The 18,639-nt window shown below is 75.0% G+C and carries 14 protein-coding genes; 6 read left to right on the top strand and 8 right to left on the bottom strand.

Going from position 1 to position 18,639, the window contains the following annotated elements:
• Positions 1-30: 30 nt before the first annotated feature.
• The 7 genes from ACGF3A_RS40845 to ACGF3A_RS40815 all read right to left on the bottom strand — a co-directional run bounded on the left by ACGF3A_RS40845 (position 31) and on the right by ACGF3A_RS40815 (position 7,081).
• The gene (locus tag ACGF3A_RS40845; RefSeq protein ID WP_393735782.1) at positions 31-681 is read right to left on the bottom strand and encodes a sigma-70 family RNA polymerase sigma factor; all 651 of its coding nucleotides are present in this window, start codon (positions 679-681) and stop codon (positions 31-33) included.
• A 102-nt stretch (positions 682-783) separates the two neighbouring features.
• Complete coding sequence (locus tag ACGF3A_RS40840; RefSeq protein WP_393735988.1) at positions 784-1,575, bottom strand: hypothetical protein; 792 nt, start codon at positions 1,573-1,575, stop codon at positions 784-786.
• Between the two features lie 88 nt (positions 1,576-1,663).
• The gene (locus ACGF3A_RS40835) at positions 1,664-2,170 is read right to left on the bottom strand and encodes a copper chaperone PCu(A)C (protein WP_393735780.1); all 507 of its coding nucleotides are present in this window, start codon (positions 2,168-2,170) and stop codon (positions 1,664-1,666) included.
• The gene (locus ACGF3A_RS40830) at positions 2,167-4,788 is read right to left on the bottom strand and encodes a heavy metal translocating P-type ATPase (protein WP_393735778.1); all 2,622 of its coding nucleotides are present in this window, start codon (positions 4,786-4,788) and stop codon (positions 2,167-2,169) included. The genes ACGF3A_RS40835 and ACGF3A_RS40830 overlap by 4 nt, the downstream gene beginning before the upstream one ends.
• Positions 4,788-4,958, bottom strand: a complete 171-nt coding sequence (locus ACGF3A_RS40825) for a hypothetical protein (RefSeq protein ID WP_393735776.1) — start codon at positions 4,956-4,958, stop codon at positions 4,788-4,790. Before ACGF3A_RS40825 ends, ACGF3A_RS40830 begins: the two co-directional genes overlap by 1 nt.
• Before the next feature lie 63 nt (positions 4,959-5,021).
• Positions 5,022-5,666 (bottom strand): DUF5134 domain-containing protein, encoded by a 645-nt coding sequence (locus ACGF3A_RS40820; protein WP_393735774.1) that lies wholly within the window; start codon positions 5,664-5,666, stop codon positions 5,022-5,024.
• Positions 5,663-7,081, bottom strand: coding sequence for a PepSY-associated TM helix domain-containing protein (locus tag ACGF3A_RS40815; protein ID WP_393735772.1), 1,419 nt, complete (start codon positions 7,079-7,081; stop codon positions 5,663-5,665). Before ACGF3A_RS40815 ends, ACGF3A_RS40820 begins: the two co-directional genes overlap by 4 nt.
• Positions 7,082-7,426: 345 nt before the next feature.
• Between ACGF3A_RS40815 and ACGF3A_RS40810 the strand changes: the two genes are divergently transcribed.
• The 5 genes from ACGF3A_RS40810 to ACGF3A_RS40790 all read left to right on the top strand — a co-directional run bounded on the left by ACGF3A_RS40810 (position 7,427) and on the right by ACGF3A_RS40790 (position 17,478).
• The gene (locus tag ACGF3A_RS40810) at positions 7,427-8,029 is read left to right on the top strand and encodes a hypothetical protein (RefSeq protein WP_393735770.1); all 603 of its coding nucleotides are present in this window, start codon (positions 7,427-7,429) and stop codon (positions 8,027-8,029) included.
• Positions 8,030-8,085: 56 nt separating this feature from the next.
• Positions 8,086-10,113, top strand: a complete 2,028-nt coding sequence (locus tag ACGF3A_RS40805) for an SPFH domain-containing protein (protein ID WP_393735768.1) — start codon at positions 8,086-8,088, stop codon at positions 10,111-10,113.
• Positions 10,114-10,372: 259 nt separating this feature from the next.
• Complete coding sequence (locus ACGF3A_RS40800) at positions 10,373-15,265, top strand: DNA repair ATPase (RefSeq protein ID WP_393735766.1); 4,893 nt, start codon at positions 10,373-10,375, stop codon at positions 15,263-15,265.
• 46 nt (positions 15,266-15,311) lie between these two features.
• Positions 15,312-16,628, top strand: coding sequence for a cytochrome P450 (locus ACGF3A_RS40795; protein WP_393735764.1), 1,317 nt, complete (start codon positions 15,312-15,314; stop codon positions 16,626-16,628).
• Between the two features lie 37 nt (positions 16,629-16,665).
• A complete protein-coding gene (locus ACGF3A_RS40790) occupies positions 16,666-17,478 on the top strand; it encodes a helix-turn-helix domain-containing protein (protein WP_393735762.1) in 813 nt (270 codons plus the stop codon).
• 12 nt (positions 17,479-17,490) lie between these two features.
• Here ACGF3A_RS40790 and ACGF3A_RS40785 read toward each other — a convergent pair whose 3' ends face one another.
• Complete coding sequence (locus ACGF3A_RS40785) at positions 17,491-18,090, bottom strand: TetR/AcrR family transcriptional regulator (protein ID WP_393735760.1); 600 nt, start codon at positions 18,088-18,090, stop codon at positions 17,491-17,493.
• A gap of 97 nt (positions 18,091-18,187) precedes the next feature.
• On the opposite strand from ACGF3A_RS40785, the gene ACGF3A_RS40780 reads away from it, so the two are divergent.
• Positions 18,188-18,634 (top strand): VOC family protein, encoded by a 447-nt coding sequence (locus ACGF3A_RS40780; RefSeq protein WP_393735758.1) that lies wholly within the window; start codon positions 18,188-18,190, stop codon positions 18,632-18,634.
• Positions 18,635-18,639 lie beyond the last annotated feature (5 nt).

Below are 18,639 nucleotides of genomic sequence, written 5' to 3'. Positions count from 1 at the left end.
ACCCGCGGGTCGGCCCCGGGAGACATCCGGTCAGGCCGCCGCCGGGGTGTCGCGCGGGGATTCCGCTTCGACCACGAGGGCGGCGAGGGTCTCGCGGGCCCGTGCCACCCGGGAGCGGATGGTGCCGATGGGACAGCCCATGCCGAGCGCGGCCTCGTCGTAGGGCAGGCCGAGCAGCTGCGTCAGGACGAACGCGTCGCGGCGCTCCTCGGGGAGCGAGGCGAGGAGTTCGGTCAGCGCGATGCCCTCCTCGAAGCTCGGCAGGCCGCGCGGCTGCGCCTGCTCGGCGAGGGTCTGCCAGTCCTCGCGCCCGGAGAGGGCGGGTCTGGACGACTGGCGGCGGATGCTGTCGATCACCGTGCGACGGGCGATGGCCAGCAGCCAGGTGCGCGCCGAGGAGCGGCCCTCGAACCGCGGCAGGCTGCGGAACGCCCGCAGGAACGTGTCCTGCGCGAGATCGTCGGCGGCCTGCGGATCGCAGCTGAGGTGCGCGACGAAGCGCCACACGTCCCGGTGGAACGCGCGCACGAAACGCTCGACCGCCTCGGGGTCGCCGTCACGCGCCGCCAGGGCCAGTTCGGTGGCGGCCAGTTCGGACTCGGCGCTGTGGCGCCGCGCCCGGGGCCGGGGTACGGGTGGGCTGGAAGTCGGGGGAACGGAAGTGGTCAGGGCAGGACTCATCGCCTCATGTCCTTCACGTACTACGGGAACCACGGCGCCCGGAAGAGGGCGCCGGTGACATCGCCGGTCCGCCGCCGGGCGGCGGGACCGGATGCGCCGCTGTCAGACGACAGCGGTCCCGTGGGGCGGACCCCGAGAGGTGATGACATGGACGAGGAGCAGCGGGCGCGGGCCCGCGACCTCGTGCGCGCGCCGCGTACGCCGCGGCGGCGGCGCGGGCGCGGGGACGACGGGCCACCCGGCGAACCAGCGCAGCGGCGCGAGCAGCAGGCTCGCGCATGCCCTGCCGACGCGGAAGACGGCCCGTTCGCCGTGGGCCAGCCACAGCCCGGCCAGCAGCGCCGCCAGCAGGTGGGCGGCGAGCATGCCGGACGAGGACATGCCGGACATGTCGTGGTGCGCGGCCGTGCCGGCCGTGCCGGTCATGTCGGCCATGTCGGCCATCGCGTGACCGCCGTGACCACTGTGACCCCCAGGCGGCGGGCCGTCCATGCGATCGCCCAGTCCGGCGCGCGTCACGAGCCGGACCGAACGGCTCTCCGAGAGCGTCGTGCCCGTCTCGCCGCACAGCAGGTACGAGGCCCACTGCTGGGCGAACGACGGGGGACCACCGTCCCCCGGGCGTGCCCCCGGCACGGTCAGCGCCTGGGACCAGGAGAACGCGGTGTGCAGCGCGGTCTGGACGAGCGTCGCGGCCACGGTGACCGCGCCGAGGCCCCGTTCCCTGCCGGTCAGCGGCCAGGTCACGGCGCCCGTGACGGCGAAGGCCCCGCACAGGACCCACCAGGGCAGCGCGGTCCCGGACATGGCGACGTGGCCGACGGCCGCGAGCAGCACGCAGACGGCCGCGAACACCGCGGCACGCCCGGCGCGCACGCCCCGGTCCGTCGTCATCACGCCCCCATCGTTTCAGGCCCCTCCCGCGCCCCTGCCAGGTGGTCGTACGGGAGAGCGTTCCGGTTCCCGTGGATTTCCGGGGCGCTCAGGACCCCGGCCGTACGACCGTCGCCGTCACGCGGACCGGCGGGCTGTGGGCGAAGCGCAGCTCGAACGGCACGGTGTCGCCCGCCCGCCAGGACGCCGCGTCCGGCGCGGTGAGCATGACGTTCGTCGACGTCGCCGACATCGGCACCGCCGTACGGGCAGGCAGCGCGAGGGAACGGACCGACTCCATCCGGCCCGCGCCCGACGCGGTGTGCGTGTGACGGCTGAGCATCACGTGGCGTGCCCCGGGCGAGTCCACCGCGACCAGACGGTCCCCGGAACGCCCCGTATTGGTGATCCGGAAGGTCGCGGAGGTGTCCTGGCGGCCCGCGTACGTGAGGAACACGCGAGGCTCGCTCACCCGCAGCTCCGGCGGGCTGCCCGCGCCGCCCGCCGCGGTCCAGGCCGTCAGCCCGAGCAGCGTCACGGCGCACGCGGCGACCGGGACCCCCACCGCGACGACCGTGTCCCGCGCGCCCCTGCTCCGTTTGCTCCGTTCGGTCATCGCAGCCTCCGGGGCGCGGGCTCCCACGTGCGCAGCCGCAGGCTGTTGCCGACGACGAGGAGCGAGCTGAGGGACATCGCCGCGGCGGCCACCATCGGATCGAGCCAGCCGACGGCGGCGAGCGGCAGGGTGACCGCGTTGTAGGCGAACGCCCAGCAGAGGTTGGCGCGGATGGTGGCGAGGGTGCGCCGCGCGAGCCGTACGGCGTCGGCGACCGCGCCGATCCCGGCGCGTACCAGCGTGACGTCGGCCGCGCCGATCGCCGCGTCCGTGCCGCCGCCCATCGCGATGCCGAGGTCGGCACGGGCGAGCGCGGCGGCGTCGTTCACGCCGTCGCCGATGACGGCGACGCGGCGCCCTCGCGCGCGCAACTCGCTCACGAGACCGGCCTTCTCCTCGGGGGTGAGCGCGGCGCGGACGTCGGTGATGCCGAGTTCGGCGGCGACGGCGTGCGCGGTGGCCGCCCGGTCCCCGGTGGCCAGCACCGGCGTGATGCCGAGCCGCCGCAGCCGGTGGACGGCGTGGAAGCTGCCGGGGCGCAGCACGTCGCCCACGGACACGAGGGCCTCGACGGCGCCGTCGACCCGTACGGCGACGACCGTACGGGCGGCCCGCTCGGCCTCCGCAAGCGCCTCGGCCGCGGGCCCGTCGAGCGAGGCGGCCAGCTCGGGCCCCACGGACCCGACCTCGACCCGGTGCCCCTCGACGTCCCCGCCGACCCCGGAGCCGGGCACCGCCCGGAACCCGGTGACCTCGGGCAGCACGCCGCCGGGCACCACCTTCCGCGCGTACCCCACCAACGCCCGCCCCAACGGGTGCTCGGCCCCCTGCTCCACCCCTCCGGCGAGCCGGACGACGTCTTCGAGGAAGAGCGATCCGGCACCGCCGGCCCGACCGCCGGACGCCGCACCGGTCCCGCTGGTCCCGCCGCCGGACGCCGTACTGGTCCCGCCGGTCCCGGCGCCGAACGCCGTACTGGGGCCGCCGGACCCGGCGCCGAACGCCGAACCGGTCCCGCCGGACCCGGCGCCGGACGCCGTACTGGGGCCGCCGGACCCGGCGCCGGACGCCGAACCCGCCTCGGCCGAACCCGCGTCCACCGCGCCGGACCCGCCGGTCCCGCCATCGGGCCGTACAGGCGTCACGGTCGCCGACCCGGCGTTCTCGGACCCGGCGCCGGACGCCGAACGGGCCTCGCCAGAACCCGCGTCCGCCGCGCCGGACCCGCCGGTCCCGCCGGTCCCGCCATCGGCCCGTACGGGCGTCACGGTCGCGACCGTCATCGTGCCCGTCGTGAGCGTGCCCGTCTTGTCGAGGACCACGGTGTCCACATGGCGCAGCGACTCCAGCGCGCGCGGCCCCGAGACCAGGACGCCCAGGCCCGCGCCCCGGCCGGTGGCGGCGAGCAGCGCGGTGGGGGTGGCGAGACCGAGGGCGCACGGGCACGCGACGACGAGCACGGCGACGGCCGCCGTGACCGCCACCTCCGCGTCGGCGCCCGCGCCGAGCCAGAAGCCGAGCACGGTGACGGCGACCGCGAGGACGGCGGGCACGAAGTGCCCCGCGACCCGGTCCGCGAGCCGCTGGGCGCGCGCCTTGCCCGCCTGCGCCTCGCCGACCAGCCGGGCGATACGGGCCAGCTTGGTGTCCGCGCCCACGGCCGTGGCCCGTACGGTCAGCAGGCCGCCCGCGTTGACGGCGCCGCCGACGGCCTCGCTGCCGGGGCCGACCTCGACCGGTTCGCTCTCCCCGGTGACCAGGGAGACGTCGAGGGCCGAGGCGCCGCGGGTCACGACGCCGTCGGTGGCGACGCGTTCGCCGGGGCGGACGGTGAACTCCTCGCCGGTGCCGAGCTGTTCGAGGGGTACGGTGCGCTCCGCGCCGTTCCGCAGCACCGTGACGTCCTTGACGGAGAGCGAGGCCAGCGAGCGCAGCGCCGCCCCCGTACCGTCCCGGGCCCGGCCCTCCAGGTGCCGTCCGACGAGCACGAAGAGCGGGACACCCACGGCGGCTTCGAGGTAGAGGTGCGCCGCGCCGCCGCCCCCGCCGGAGGGCCACAGCGTGAACGGCATGGTCGTCCCCGGCACGCCCGCTCCCCCGAGGAAGAGCGCGTACGCCGACCAGGAGAACGCCGCCACGACGCCGAGCGACACCAGCGTGTCCATCGTCGCGGCGGCGTGCCGCAGCCCGCGCAGGGCACGCCGGTGCAGCGGCCGGCAGCCCCACGTGACGACGGGCGCGGAGAGCGCGAAGCAGAGCCACTGCCAGTTCCGGAACTGGAACGCGGGCACCATCGACAGCACCAGGACCGGCACCGCGAGCAGCGCGACGCCCACCAGCCGCCGCCGGGCCTCCGCCTCATCGCCTCGCTCGGCCGCGGGCTCCGGCTCGGGCAGCCGTGCCGTGCAGCCCGCGCGCTCCACGGCGGCGACGAGCGCGGCGGGGTCGAGCGCCGCCGGGTGCCGGACGTCGGCGCGGCCGGTCGCGAGGTTCACGGTGGCGCTGACGCCCTCCAGCGCGCCCAGCCTCCGCTCGACGCGGCGTACGCACGCGGCGCAGCTCATCCCGCCGACGTCGAGCACGGTACGGACGGACTCCGTACGGGCGGGCGCGCCCATCAGTGCCCGCCCCCGTGACCGTGACCGTGCCCTCCGCCGGATTCCTCCGGCGTGGACGACGGCTGGAGCCCGGGCGCCACGGGCCCGGCGAGCGCACCCGCCGCGTAGGCGACGCCGAACAGCGCGCCGAGCAGCAGAACGAATCCGACAAGCGAACGGACGGACGACATACGGGTGGTGCTCCGATTCATGGGATCCGGTTCACGGAGAGGGAGGACGGGACGGACACGGCGTCAGACCATCAGCACGAACATCACCGCCATGCCCAGCGCCATCGCGCCGTGACAGAGCAGGTCGTACGCCCGCTCGACGGTCGCGGGCCCGGCGGCGCGCGCCGTGTCGAAGCCGCGGGCGAGCCACCACAGCGCCCAGGCGAGGAAGAGCGCGGCGAGGAGCGCGGCCGTGACGCGTGCGGACGGTTCGGTCAGGGACATCGTGGCGAGGCTGTCCGCGCCGCCCCCGCCGTGGTGGTGCCCGCCCGCGTGCCCGCCGCCCCCGGCGCCGGAGGCGGGAGCGTCGCCCATGCCGTCCATGGCCTGGGCCATCGCGTGGAGCATCCACGCCATGGCCCCCATCGCGGCGGCGTGCGGCAGCGCGGCGCGCAACTCCCGTGCGCGCCCCGCGCCGTCGGGCCATACGAGGGCGGCCACCAGGTACCAGAGCGTGGCGGCGGCGAAGAAGGCGACCTGGGGCCCGGCGGGCAGCTCCATGCCGCGCGGCCACGCCATGACGGCCATGGCCACGGCCATCACCGCGTGCAGCAGGTGCGAGAGACGGTACGGCCAGCGGGACGCCCGTACCGCGCGCCACGTCCCGTGGACGGCGAGCGCGGCGAAGGCGAGGGTGAGGATCCAGCGGAGCCCGGTCGCGGCGATCACGCGCCCACCTCCGCACCGTCACGACGGTCACGGCCGCCGTCGCTGCCGTCACCGCCGTCACCGGCACGGCGCCGCACCACGGCCCGCGTGAGGTCCACCGCGAGGAAGAGGACCAGCGGGAGGCCGAACCACGGCAGCCAGTACGCGAGCAGCGCGACCGCCACCACGGCCGGGGCCAGCACCGCGCCGGGCACGCGGCGCCAGCCGCCGGGCGCGGGAGCACGGCCGGGGCGGCGCAGCCACCACATGCGGTAGCCCCAGAGGATCATCGCGGTCAGCGCGAGGGCGAGGAGCGCCAGCGCGAGCTGGTTGGGCAGCCCGAAGAGCAGGCCCATGTGCGCGTCGATGCCCCAGCGGGAGAGCTTCGCGAGGACCGGGTAGTCGTCGAAGCGGAGCGTCGCGGTGACCTTTCCGGTGCCGGGGTCGACGGCGACGGAGTCCTGCCGTACGGGCCAGGAGCGGGTGTCCTCCTTCACCGTGTACGCGGTGCCCTTCCCCGAGGGGGGCGTGACCTCCAGCACCCCGCCGAGCCCGGCGCCGCGCGCGGCCCGTACGGCACGGTCGAACCCGGCGCCGGACGCCGCGCCCGCCCGGTGCTCGCCGCCGCCCGGCAGTTCGGCGGAGACGGCGGGTGTGGCGCTGTCGAAGCGGGAGCGGAGGCTGTCGATGCTCGCGCCCGCGTACGCGGACCAGGTCAGGCCCGTCGCCGAGAGGCCCAGCAGTCCCACCGAGGCCCACAGGCCGACGGCGCCGTGCCAGGACCTCACGCGGCGCCGCCCGGCGGGCGCCGCACGCTCGGGCAGCAGCGTGCGGCGCAGCTTCGCGCGGGAGCGGCGGGCGCCGAGCCAGAGCGCGAGCCCGCCCGCGACCTCGACCCACAGCCAGCTCGCGGCGATCTCGCTGTAGTTGCGGCCCAGGTCGCCGAGGTGGAGGTTGCGGTGCAGGTCGTCGAACCAGGCGCGGACCGGCAGCCACTGGCCGAACGTCTCCAGGGTGCCGAGCACCTCGCGGTCGTACGGGTTCACGAACGCGGTGCGCGTGTATCCCTCGCGCAGCCCCGGCTCCTCGAAGACCACCCGCGTGCTGTCGTCGGCGCCCGCGCCCGTCCGTACCGCGGAGAGCGTGCCGTCGGGCACGGCCTCCCGCGCGGCGGCTATCTGCTCGGCCAGCGGGGCCTGTTCGCGCGCGGGCGCCGGCTCGACCTTCAGCTCGTGCCGGTACACGGCCTGTTCGATCTGCGGCATCGCCGTGTAGAGCAGCCCGGTGACGGCGGCGACCAGCAGGAAGGGGCCGATGACGACGCCCGCGTAGAAGTGCACGCGCAGCAGGAGCGGCCGCAGGTCCCGCCACGAGGGCGGCCGCGGGGGCGGAGCCGAGGGCTCCGCCCGCTCTGTACCGGCGAGAGTGCTGGTCATCCTGCTGTCCTTCCGTGCCGCCCGCGGCCGTGAGAGCGGGTTCGGGAGAGTCAGTCGGAGGGCGTACGGGGGTGGTTCCGGGCCGTGCGGACGAGGGGGTGTGACGCGGCGCACGCCGGGGCCTCGACGACGCGTCCTCTCCGGCGCGGCCTTTACGCGTCCTTAACGCCGCCCGGCATTCAGAACCGTCTGAACATTGCCGGGGCACGGCAATGCGGTACGCCCGTCGACTCGCCAGAATGCCGGTACGGCAAGCACGGCAGGGCCAGACGGTGCCGGACACCGGCAGAGGTGTGTAGAGGTGTGCACCGGGGCCCCAGCGACCGGGGGAACGGGGGTGAGGGAATGCGGACGTTCGCCGAGGCGGCACTGGCCTTCCCCACAGTCTGCTTCTCCGCCGCACTCGCCGTGGTCGTGGTCTTCTGGCTGCTCGTCGCAGTCGGTGCCGCCGAGGGCGAGGGGCCCGGCGCCTGGGAGTGGGGCGGGGTCCCGCTCACGGTCGGGCTCTCGTTCCTCGTCGCGTTCGCCTGGTTCCTGAGCCTGGCCGCCATGGCGCTGCTCGCGCCGCTCGGCCTGACAGGGGTGCCGGGCGGGCTCGCCGGATGCGCGGTGCTCGTAGGGGCCCCGCTCCTCGGCCAGCGCGCGGCCCGCACGCTCGTACGGCCGCTCGCCGCGCTCTTCCCCGACGAACCCCCGCCGTCCCGCTCCGACTTCGTGGGCCTGACGTGCGTCATCCGCACCGGGCGCGTGGACGCGGGCTTCGGCCAGGCCGAGGTCAGGGCGCGGGACGGCTCGACGGCGCTCGTCCAGGTACGGCAGTACGCCGACGATCCGCTGGCACTCGGCGACACCGGCCTGCTGTACGCGTACGAGGCCGACGGCGAGTTCTTCTGGGTCGCGCCCTTCGACGACGCGCTGCCGGACGCCGGCGGCCACGCCGCCGCCTGACCCGCGCGTCGTCGCTCTCCCCTTCTTCCGCTGTCCGCTTCCACCGAGGACTTCACATGGATGCCATCACCGTGGGCATCGGCGTGCTCGTCGCCGTTGTCCTGCTCATCGTCCTGGCCGTGTTCTTCGTCGTCTCCCGGCTCTTCCGCAAGGTGGAGCAGGGGCGGGCGCTGATCGTCTCCAAGATGCGGAAGGTCGATGTGACCTTCACCGGGCAGGTGGTGCTGCCCGTGCTGCACAAGGCCGAGGTCATGGACATCTCGGTGAAGACCATCGACATCGCCCGCATGGGCCAGGACGGACTGATCTGCCGGGACAACATCCGCGCGGACATCCGCATCTCGTTCTTCGTCCGGGTCAACAAGACCGTCGAGGACGTCATCAAGGTCGCGCAGGCGATCGGCACGGAGCGGGCCAGCGACCAGGGCACGCTGCAGGAGCTGTTCAACGCCAAGTTCTCCGAGGCGCTCAAGACCGTCGGCAAGCACATGGACTTCGCCGACCTCTACACGAAGCGCGACGAGCTGCGCGACAGCATCATCCGCGTCATCGGCACCGACCTGAACGGCTACAGCCTCGAAGACGCCGCGATCGACTACCTGGAGCAGACGCCGCTCGCCCAGCTCGACCCGTCCAACGTGCTGGACGCGCAGGGCATCCGGAAGATCACCGAGCTGACGGCCGTCGAGCACGTGCGGACCAACGAGTTCCAGCGCAACGAGGAGAAGGAGATCACCCGGCAGAACGTCGACGCGCGCGAGGCCATCCTGGAGCTGGAGCGCCGCCAGGCGGACGCCGAGATCAAGCAGAAGCGCGAGGTGGACACCGTCCGCGCCCGCGAGGAGGCCGAGACGGCGCGGGTGATGGAGGAGGAGCGGCTGCGCGCACAGGGCGCGTTCCTGCGTACCGAGGAGCAGCTCGGGGTGCAGCGCGAGAACCAGACCCGTGAGGTCGAGGTCGCGCAGAAGAACCGCGAGCGCGTCATCGCCATCGAGAACGAGCGGATCGAGAAGGACCGCCGCCTGGAGGTCATCGCCCGCGACCGGGAGACGGAGCTGACCCGGATCGCCGCCGAGAAGGAGGTCGAGGCGGAGCGCCGGGAGATCGCCGAGGTCATCAGGGAGCGCGTCGCGGTGGACCGTACGGTCGCCGAGCAGGAGGAGTCCATCAAGAAGCTGCGCGCCGTCGAGGAGGCGGAGCGCGAGCGGCAGGCCGTGATCATCGCGGCGGAGGCCGAGGCGCAGGAGCGGCTCGTCAAGGACATCAAGGCCGCCGAGGCCGCCGAGCAGGCCGCCACCCACAAGGCCGCCGAGGAGATCACCCTCTCCGAGGCCCGGCTGAAGTCCGCGGACCTGGACGCGCAGGCCAAGACCCGGCTCGCGGAGGGCGTCAAGGCCGAGAAGGCGGCCGAGGGCCTCGCGGCCGTCATGGTCCGCGAGAAGGAGGCCGACGCCATCGAGAAGTCGGGCCAGGCCGAGGCCCGCGCCACGGAGGCCCGGATGCGCGCGGAGGCCGAGGGCACGGAGGTCGCCCTCAAGGCCGAGGCGGCGGGCCTGACCGAGAAGGCCGCGGCGATGGCGGCGCTGGACGAGACGTCCCGCGCGCACGAGGAGTACCGCCTGCGCCTGGAGGCCGAGAAGGACATCCGGCTCGCGGGGATCGACGTGCAGCGGCAGGTCGCCGAGGCGCAGGCCACGGTGCTGGCGACCGGCCTGGAGAACGCCGACATCAGCGTCGTCGGCGGCGAGTCGGTCTTCTTCGACCGGCTGATGTCGTCCATCGCGCTCGGCAAGGGCGTCGACGGCTTCGTCCAGCACTCCGAGACGGCGCAGGCACTGGCCGGACCCTGGCTGGACGGCACGGCGAGCTTCACCGAGGACCTCACACGGCTGGTCGGCTCGGTCTCCACGTCCGGCGTGCGCGACCTGACGGTCTCCGCGCTCCTGATGCGCCTGATGCGCGACGGCGGCGACCGCTCCCCCCAGTTCGCCGAACTCCTCGACAAGGCCCGCCAACTCGGCCTCGCGGACATGCCGCTGGCAGAACTGAACACCAACGGCGACGCCTCCGGCGCGCGGAGCTGACCAGGCCGTGTCCGGCGGATCGTGGGTGCCCTCTCGTCTCAGGCCTGGGCAGGGGCTGCCCCTCCTCTCCGTCGCAGTCCGCGGGTTGGGGTCGGTTGCTCGCGCAGTTCCCCGCGCCCCTTGAGGGCGCTCCGGGAGCACCCCGTCAGGGGCGCGGGGAACTGCGCGACAAGCCACGACGCAGCCGCAGCCTGCAAGGCACGAGACGGGGCAGCCCCTGCCCAGCAGCCACGACTGACGACCAGAAGGGAATCCACCCATGACCGACGGGCTCGACACCGGGACCTACGAGGTGCTGCGGGACCGGCTCGTCGCGCGCGCCGGGGAGTTGGGGGCGCGCGCCGAGGCCCTCAACGCGCGCCGCACCGAGGAGTTCGGCTCGACGCGCCTCGCGCTCGACGGCTCCGCGCAGCTGCGCACCGCGCACCCCGCCGTGCCGTGCGACGTCGTGGCCGTCGGCCCGTACCTGCTCTTCGGCCGCGCCCCCGCCCCCGGCCTCCCCCGCGAGGCGGGGCGGGAGACGGGCCCCGAGGACGTGTTCAGCCTGCACGACGGAGAGCTGGACCCGCTCCCGTACGACACCGTGCCGGGCCTGCTCGACGACGCGGACTTCCGGCGGGAGTTCGCCGCCCTGCACCGCTACTACCGCGACGCCACGCTGCTGCGGCTGCGGCGCACCGAGGGCAAGCTCCTCGCCGTCTTCCGGACCGGGGAGAAGCCCGGGGACGTCCGCGTGCTGCGCTGGGCCCTGGACGGTGACGGGGACGGCGACGGTACGGGCGCGCGGTTCCTCGACGCGCGCGGCGAGCGCGACCACGTGCTGCCGCCGCCGCACGACGTCACCTGGACGGCGACGAGCCGCGCCGACCACGTGCTGGGCCGCCACCCCCATGTCGCCGTCGGCGAAGGCCTGTTCGTCTCGACCGTCGGCGGCGCCCTCACGCTCAAGACCGAGGACGACACCGAGACCGGCGAGGGCGTCTGGTCCGAGCCCGTCGCCGAGCCGCTCCAGTCGCTCGCCGACGCGGACATCGCGTACGCCCGCGCGGGCGCCCTCACCCTGCTGCGCGTCCTCCCCTACAAGGAGGAGCACGCCCGGTACCTGGCCGTCAGCCGCCTCACCGGGACCGTCGTCCGGCTCGACGGCATCGGGCAGGGCTGCCGCCGGCTGCCGGAGGACCAGGGCGTGGTCTTCCCCGGCGGGTACTGCCTGGCCGACGGCACGGCGAAGACGTTCGACGCCGTCGCCACGGACGGTCTGGAGTACGAACGTACGGTCCGCGCGCCCAACGGCGAGGACGTCCTCCACGCGTTCCACGCCCAGGCCGCCGGGCGCGCGCTGCTGCTCTCGTACAACACGATCCGCAAGGAGTTCGCCGCGCCGCTCTCCTGCCGGGGGTACGCGCTGTTCGACGACGGGACGCTGCGCGTGCTCCGTGCGGAGTCCGGGACGGGCGAGCCCGCGCGCGTGCACCCCCTGCAGACCTGGACGTCGCCCTACGCCACCGACGCCTGGGCCGCCGCGCGCCCGGCGGGCAGCGGCCCCCTCGCCCGTATCGGCAACGCCGACCTGGTCCGGGGCATCGCCGACTGCCTGACCGTCGCGCGCACGGCCACGGAGACAGCGCCGACCGCCGAGGTCTACCAGGAGCTGCTCGCCCTGTGCGCGCGGACCGCCGACAGCCACCCCTGGCTCGGGGAGCCGGAGACGGGCGACCTGCGTGCGCCGCTGGAGGAGGTGCGGGGCACGGCGGGGCAGGTGCTGGCCGAGTTCGAGACCGTACGGGAGCTGGCCCGGCAGGCGGCGGACGCGCTCGACGAGGGCGCCGCGCGCCTCGCCTCGGTGGTGCGCGGACTGCGCGGCCAGGCGCCCCGCACCGCCGTCGGCTGGGTCGACGGGCTCGCCGCGCTCCGGCAGGCGCACGGGCACCTGCTCACGCTCAAGGAGATGCGGTACGCGGACGCGGACCGCATCGACGCGCTCGCGGCGGACGCCGAGGCCGAGCTGTCCGCCTTCGGGCAGCGCGCCGTCACGCACCTCGCGGAGGAGGAGTCCTTCGCCGCGTACCACGCGGACGTCGAGGAACTGGTCGCGGAGGCCGGGGCGTTGACCACCGCCGCCGAGGCGGGCCCCGTCACCGAGCGCATCGATGATCTCGCCGCCGGGCTGCGCACGGTGACCGACGTGGTCTCCGCGCTCGACACGGGCGACGCGACCGTGCGCACCGCCGTCCTGGAGCACGTCGCCGCCGTCCTCGGCGCCGTCAACCGGGCCCGCGCCACGCTGGAGGCCCGGCGCCGCGCACTGCTCGCGGAGGAGGGACGGGCCGAGTTCGCCGCCGAGTTCACGCTGCTGGGCCAGGCCGTCGCGGGGGCGCTCGCCGCCGCGGACACGCCGGAGGCGTGCGACGAGGAGCTGGCGCGGCTGCTCGTACGGGTGGAGAACCTGGAGTCCCGCTTCGCGGAGGACGAGACCTGCCTCTCCGAACTCGACGCCAAGCGCGCCGAGATCCACGAACTGCTCTCCGCGCGCAAGCAGTCCCTCGCCGACGCCCGCGCGCGCCGCGCCGAGCAGCGGGCGACCGCCGCCGGACGCGTGCTGCGTACGCTCGCGCGCCGGGCCCGCGAACTACCGGACGGCGACGCGGTGTCCGCGTTCTTCGCCTCCGACCCGATGGTCGCCAAGGTCCGCCGCACCGCCGAGGAGCTGCGGGAACTCGACGAGCCCGGCCGCGCGCAGGAGCTGGACGACCGGCTCGCCGCACTCCGCCAGGAGGCCGCGCGCGCCCTGCGCGACCGCGACGACCTCTACTCCGACGGCGGCCGGACCGTACGCCTGGGGCGGCACCGCTTCGCCGTCAACACCCAGCCCCTCGACCTCACGCTCGTCCCGCACGGCGACGGCCTCGCCTTCGCCCTCTCCGGCACCGACTACCGCGCCCCCGTCACCGACCCGGACTTCCTCGCCACCCGCCCGTACTGGGACCGCGCGGTCCCGTCCGAGTCCCCGGCCGTCTACCGCGCCGAGCACCTCGCCGCGCGCCTGCTCGCCGAGCACGGCGCGGAGGCGCTCGCCGCGGCGGACGACCTCGGCGCACTCGTACGGCAGGCCGCGCGCGACGCCTACGACGAGGGCCACGAGCGCGGCGTCCACGACCACGACGCCGCCCTGATCCTCGCCGCGCTGCTGCGGCTGCGCGAGAGCGCGGGCCCGCTGTGCCACGAGCCGGACGCGCGCGCCACGGCCCAGCTCTTCTGGGCGCACCGCACGACCGCCGGTCAGCGCACCGCCTGGACGCGGCGGGCGGTCTCGCTCGCACGGGCGCGCGACGCCTTCGGGGCGCACGAGGCGGTGGCGGAGCTGAAGGCGGAACTGGCGGGGGCTTTGGCGGAGTCCTCGGCGGAGTCCTCGGCGGACCCGGAGGAGACGGGATCCGCCCCGTTCGCGGCAGCGGCGGCATACCTCTTCGACGAGCTCACCTCGGCGCCGGAGGGCTTCGTGCTCAGCGCCGCGACACGCACGCTCCTCGACAAGTTCCGCCGCACCGCCGACGCGGAGGCGTACGAGAGCGACCTCGGCGCCCTCGACCGGCTCGCCGACCGGCGCCAGCTCGCGGAGGCGTGGCTCGGCTCGTACGCGCGCGCCGCGGGCGAGCCCCTCGCGCCGGGCGACCTGGCCGAGGCGGTGGCCGCCGAACTCTGCCCGGACCTCCCCCGCTACGCCCTGGAGGCGCCGGTCGCGGAGCGGATCACCGGACTCCTCGGCGCCCATCCGCGTGTCGAGGGCGGCGCGCTGACCCTGCGGATCGACGAATTCCTCGCCCGTACGGAGGACTTCCGTACCCGCGACGTGCCCGGGTTCCGCGCGTACCAGCGGGAACGCACCGCGCTCGTGACCGCCGAGCGGGACGGGCTGCGGCTGGAGGACCACCGGCCGCGGGCGCTCTCGTCCTTCGTCCGGGGACGCCTCGTCGACGAGGTCTACCTCCCGCTCGTCGGCGACAGCCTGGCCCGCCAGATGGGCACGGCCGACGAGTCGGGCACGGGCGGCGCGGGCGGCCTGCTGCTGCTCGTCTCCCCGCCGGGGTACGGCAAGACGACGCTCATGGAGTACGTCGCCGAACGCCTCGGCCTCGTCCTCGTCAAGGTCAGCGGCCCGGCGCTCGGCCACGCCGTGACCTCGCTCGACCCCGCCGAGGCGCCGAACGCCATGGCCCGCCAGGAGGTCGAGAAGATCAACTTCGCGCTGGAGGCGGGCACCAACACCCTCCTGTACCTGGACGACATCCAGCACACCTCCCCCGAACTCCTCCAGCGGTTCATCCCGCTGTGCGACGCCACGCGCCGCGTCGAGGGCGTGTGGAACGGCCGGGCACGCACCTACGACCTGCGCGGCAAGCGCTTCGCCGTCTGCATGGCGGGCAACCCGTACACCGGGGACGGCAGCCGCTTCCAGATCCCCGACATGCTCGCCAACCGCGCCGACGTCTGGAACCTGGGCGACGTCCTCACCGGCAAGGAGCACCTCTTCGCGCTCAGCTTCGTCGAGAACGCGCTGACCTCCCACCCCCTCCTCGCCCCGCTCGCCGGGCGTACGCGCGACGACCTCGGCGTGCTCGTCCGCCTCGCGGAGCAGGACCCGACGGCACGCGCCGACCAGCTCACCCGCCCGTACCCGGCGGCCGAACTCGCCCAGGTGCTCGCGGTGCTGCGCCATCTGCTCGCCGCCCGCACGACCGTCCTCGACGTCAACCGCGCCTACCTGGCCTCCGCTGCCCAGAGCGACGCCACCCGCACCGAACCGCCCTTCCGGCTCCAGGGCTCGTACCGCGACATGAACAAGATCGTCCGGCGCGTCCAGCCCGTCATGAACGACGCCGAACTCCACGCCCTCGTCACCGACCACTACGCCACCGAGGCCCAGACCCTCACCAGCGGCGCCGAGGCGAACCTCCTCAAGCTCGCCGAACTGCGCGGCACCCTCACCCCCGAACAGGCCACACGCTGGACGGAGGTGAAGCGCACCCACGTCCGGGCACAGGCGCTCGGCGGCGACGAGGCCGACCCGGTCGCCCGCGCGGTCGGCGCGCTCGGCCTGCTCGCGGACCGGATAGCCGCGGTCGAGACGGCCATCACGCGCGCGAAGGCCTGACGGCGCCCTTGTCACGGGTCGCGACAGCTCCCGTACAGTCCGTACGGTGGACTTCCGAGCAGAGCCAGAACCCGCGCCGCCAGCCACCCCTCTCCCCCTCCCGGAGGCCGACCCCGCACTCGTCAAGCGATGGGGAGCGGGTGGAGGCGAACTGGTCGACCTGCTCACCGAGGTGCGCGAACGCTGCGGGGGCGTAGCCGCGTTCCGCCTCGGCGGCCCGGCGCCGACCGTGCTGGTCACCGAGCCGCGCGCGGTCCAGCACGTCCTCGCGCTGCGCCCCGAGGTGTACGTCAAGCGCTCGCACCGCGCCCGTCTCCTCGTCGGCGACGGCGTCCTCTCCGCCACGGGCCCGGCGTGGAAGCGCCAACGCCGCCTGCTCCAGCACCAGTTCACCGGCACCGGCATGCGCCGCCACGCGCGGCGGATCGACGAGGCGGCGCAGTGCACCGCCGAGCGCTGGGCCGCGTACGCGCGCTCCGGCGAACCTCTCGACCTCGACCGGGAGATGCACCGCTTCGCGCTCGACGCCATCTGGCGCACCCTCACCGGACGCCCCCTGGACGACGAGACCGAGCACGAGCTGAACGCCGTCCAGGCCGTGGCGGAGGTCCTGCCCACGCTCCCCGCCGACGCGGCGGACGCGCGCGAGTCGGTCGCCGACGAGCTGGCCCGTATCGACGCGGTCGCCCACCGCGCGATGGCGGAAGCACGCGCGGCCGGAACCGGGGACCTGCTCCGCGTCCTGATCGACGCGGGCGACACGCGCCCCGAGTACACCGACCAGCTCGTCCGCGACGAGCTGGTCACCCTCCTCGCCGCCGGTCACGAGACCACGGCCACCACCCTGACCTGGCTCTACCTCCTCCTCGACCGCCACCCCGAGGCCCGCGAACAGACCCTGACGGCAGGCCCGCAGGGCTCCGCGGAGCGCACCAGAGCAATCCAAGCCCTCTTCCAGGAAACCCTCCGCCTCTACCCCTCGGCCTGGATCCTGCCCCGCCACGCGGCGGAGTCCGACACCCTCGCGGGATACGCCGTCGAGGCAGGCACCGACCTCCTGGTCTCCCCCTACCTCACCCACCGCGACCCGTCCCTGTGGCCCAACCCCGAACGCTTCGACCCCCGCCGCTTCCTCACCCCCGAAGCGCGCCCCACCCACCCGGGCGCCTACTACCCCTTCGGCCTCGGCCCCCGCACCTGCCTCGGCATCCAATTCGCCCTCCGCGAGGCCACCGCCCTCCTCGAACGCCTCCTCCCCGCCCACACCCTCACCCTCCACTCCCCACCCCCACCCCCCACCTTCGCCTTCACGGTCCGCCCGAAGACCCCGACCCTGGCGACGCTGACGCCGCCGCCGCACTGACCCGGCACCACGCGCCGACCGGTGCGACCATGGCCGGGTGGATGTGAGGCCGGAGCTGCGGGAGGCGTGCCGGGCGGCGGGGATCGGGGTCGTGGCCGCCAGTGAGTACGCGGGGCCGCCGCGTGTGCACCTGGCGTTGCCGTCCCTCTCCGCGCGGCTGGTCGTCAGCCTCGGCGATCCCGTCGAGGTGGAGTACGGCGGGCGGACCGAGCGGCGGGCGGCGGTCGTCGCCGGGCTGATGCGGCCCGGGGTGGCCACGGCCAGCCAGACCCTGCGTCCGGGCCAGCCGATGGTGTACGTCGATCTGTCGCTCCCGGCGATGCAGCGGCTGACCGGGGTGCCGCCCGGCGAGGTGGACGCGGGCGGCGTGAGCGCGGAGGCGCTGCTGCCGTGGGTGGGTCTGCTGACCGAGGAGCTGGCCGAGCAGCCGCCCGAGGGACGCGCGGCGCTCATGCGCGTACGCCTGCTGGAGCGGCTGCGGCGGGCCGGTCCGGTGGACGTGCCGCGGGATGCCGTGGAGACGATGCGGCTCATCGGCGCGTGCCAGGGGCGCGTGCCCGTGGACGAGCTGGCCCGCCGTGCGCATCTGAGCCCGCGCCAGCTGCGGCATGTGATGGGGCGCGCGCTCGGCGTCGGCCCCAAGTTCGCCTCCCGGGTCGCGCGGCTGTCGGCCGCCGTCGACCGGGCCGGTGCGGGCGCCGAGTCCTGGGCACAGGTCGCGGCCGAGTGCGCGTACCACGACCAGAGCCATCTGGTGCGGGACTTCACCGCCCTCATGCGTACGACGCCCACGGCGTGGCTCGCGGAGGAGGGCCGGGACCTCGGGGGCTGGCGCCGCCCCGCGCCGTAGCCCCGTACGGATTCAGGGGGCGCGCAGCGCCTGGAGCATGCGGTCGAGCGCCGCCGTGGTGTGCGCGAGGTCCTCGGGTCCGGAGGAGGGGGAGGCCAGCCAGAGAGCCGCCTCGTTCATCGCCCCCGACAGCAGACGGGCCAGGGGCGCGACGGGCTGCGGCGCGAGGGTCCCCGCCTCGGCGAGCGCGGTCAGCGCCTCCGTGAGGTGACGGGCCGAAGCGGCCTCGTCCATCGCCCGCCACTCGCTCCAGCCCAGCACGGCGGGGCCGTCCACCAGCATGATCCGCTCGGTCTCCGGCGCGGTGGCGGCGGCCAGAAACTCCCGGCACCCCGCCGTCAGCTGCTCCCACGAATCCTCCTGGGCCTCCGCCGCCGCGGCCACCCTGCGCCCCACCTCCCGCTGCGCCTCCTCCAGCACCGCCCGGAAGAGGTCCGTCTTGCCGCCGGGGAAGTGGTGGTAGAGCGCCCCCTTGGTGACCCCGGCGGCCTGGACCAGCTCCGCCAGCCCCACCGCCGCGTAGCCCCGCTCCGAGAAGAGCCGCCTGCTCTCCCGCAGCAGCGCGAGCCTGGTCTGCTCCCGCTGCCGCTCCCTGACGCCCTGCTCCCGCATCGCGCCGCCTCCTTCGTTGACATACCAACGGTACGCCAATAGTCTGCCGCCGGACATTGACATACCGATGGTACGCGAAATGGAGAGGAGCCCCGTGATGCGGCTGACCAGCCTGTACGCGGTGATCTGCACGGCACGCCTGAAGGAGTCCCGCGACTTCTACACCGGCCTGCTCGGCTTCACGACGACCTTCGAGGCGGACTGGTACGTCAGCCTCCGCCACCCGGGAGGCCCCGGCGAACCCGGCATACCCGGCGCACCCGGCGCACCCGGCCACGAGCTGGCCCTCCTCGACCACACCCACCCGACCCTCCCCGAGAGCCACCGCGCCCCGGCCCAAGGCCTGCTGCTCAACTTCGAGGTCGAGGACGTGGACGCGGAGTGGCAGCGGCTCGTCGTCCGCGAAGGGCTCCGGCCCCTGCTCGGCCTGCGCAGCGAGGACTTCGGGCAGCGCCATTTCATCGTGGCCGACCCCAACGGCGTGCTGATCGACGTCATCACGCCCATCGCCCCCACCGGGGAGCACGCGGCGCAGTACGTCTAGGGCAC

Source organism: Streptomyces sp. NPDC048172, from assembly GCF_043202595.1.
Taxonomy (GTDB): domain Bacteria; phylum Actinomycetota; class Actinomycetes; order Streptomycetales; family Streptomycetaceae; genus Streptomyces.
This window is presented reverse-complemented; position numbering and strand designations above follow the sequence as displayed.

Coding starts and splice junctions, on each gene's coding strand:
- ACGF3A_RS40840 (WP_393735988.1), bottom strand. CDS start 1,575: ATGACGACGGACCGGGGCGTGCGCGCCGGGCGTGCCGCGGTGTTCGCG.
- ACGF3A_RS40830 (WP_393735778.1), bottom strand. CDS start 4,788: ATGGGCGCGCCCGCCCGTACGGAGTCCGTCCGTACCGTGCTCGACGTC.
- ACGF3A_RS40780 (WP_393735758.1), top strand. CDS start 18,188: ATGCGGCTGACCAGCCTGTACGCGGTGATCTGCACGGCACGCCTGAAG.
- ACGF3A_RS40805 (WP_393735768.1), top strand. CDS start 8,086: ATGGATGCCATCACCGTGGGCATCGGCGTGCTCGTCGCCGTTGTCCTG.
- ACGF3A_RS40815 (WP_393735772.1), bottom strand. CDS start 7,081: ATGACCAGCACTCTCGCCGGTACAGAGCGGGCGGAGCCCTCGGCTCCG.
- ACGF3A_RS40825 (WP_393735776.1), bottom strand. CDS start 4,958: ATGTCGTCCGTCCGTTCGCTTGTCGGATTCGTTCTGCTGCTCGGCGCG.
- ACGF3A_RS40785 (WP_393735760.1), bottom strand. CDS start 18,090: ATGCGGGAGCAGGGCGTCAGGGAGCGGCAGCGGGAGCAGACCAGGCTC.
- ACGF3A_RS40835 (WP_393735780.1), bottom strand. CDS start 2,170: ATGACCGAACGGAGCAAACGGAGCAGGGGCGCGCGGGACACGGTCGTC.
- ACGF3A_RS40800 (WP_393735766.1), top strand. CDS start 10,373: ATGACCGACGGGCTCGACACCGGGACCTACGAGGTGCTGCGGGACCGG.
- ACGF3A_RS40845 (WP_393735782.1), bottom strand. CDS start 681: ATGAGTCCTGCCCTGACCACTTCCGTTCCCCCGACTTCCAGCCCACCC.
- ACGF3A_RS40810 (WP_393735770.1), top strand. CDS start 7,427: ATGCGGACGTTCGCCGAGGCGGCACTGGCCTTCCCCACAGTCTGCTTC.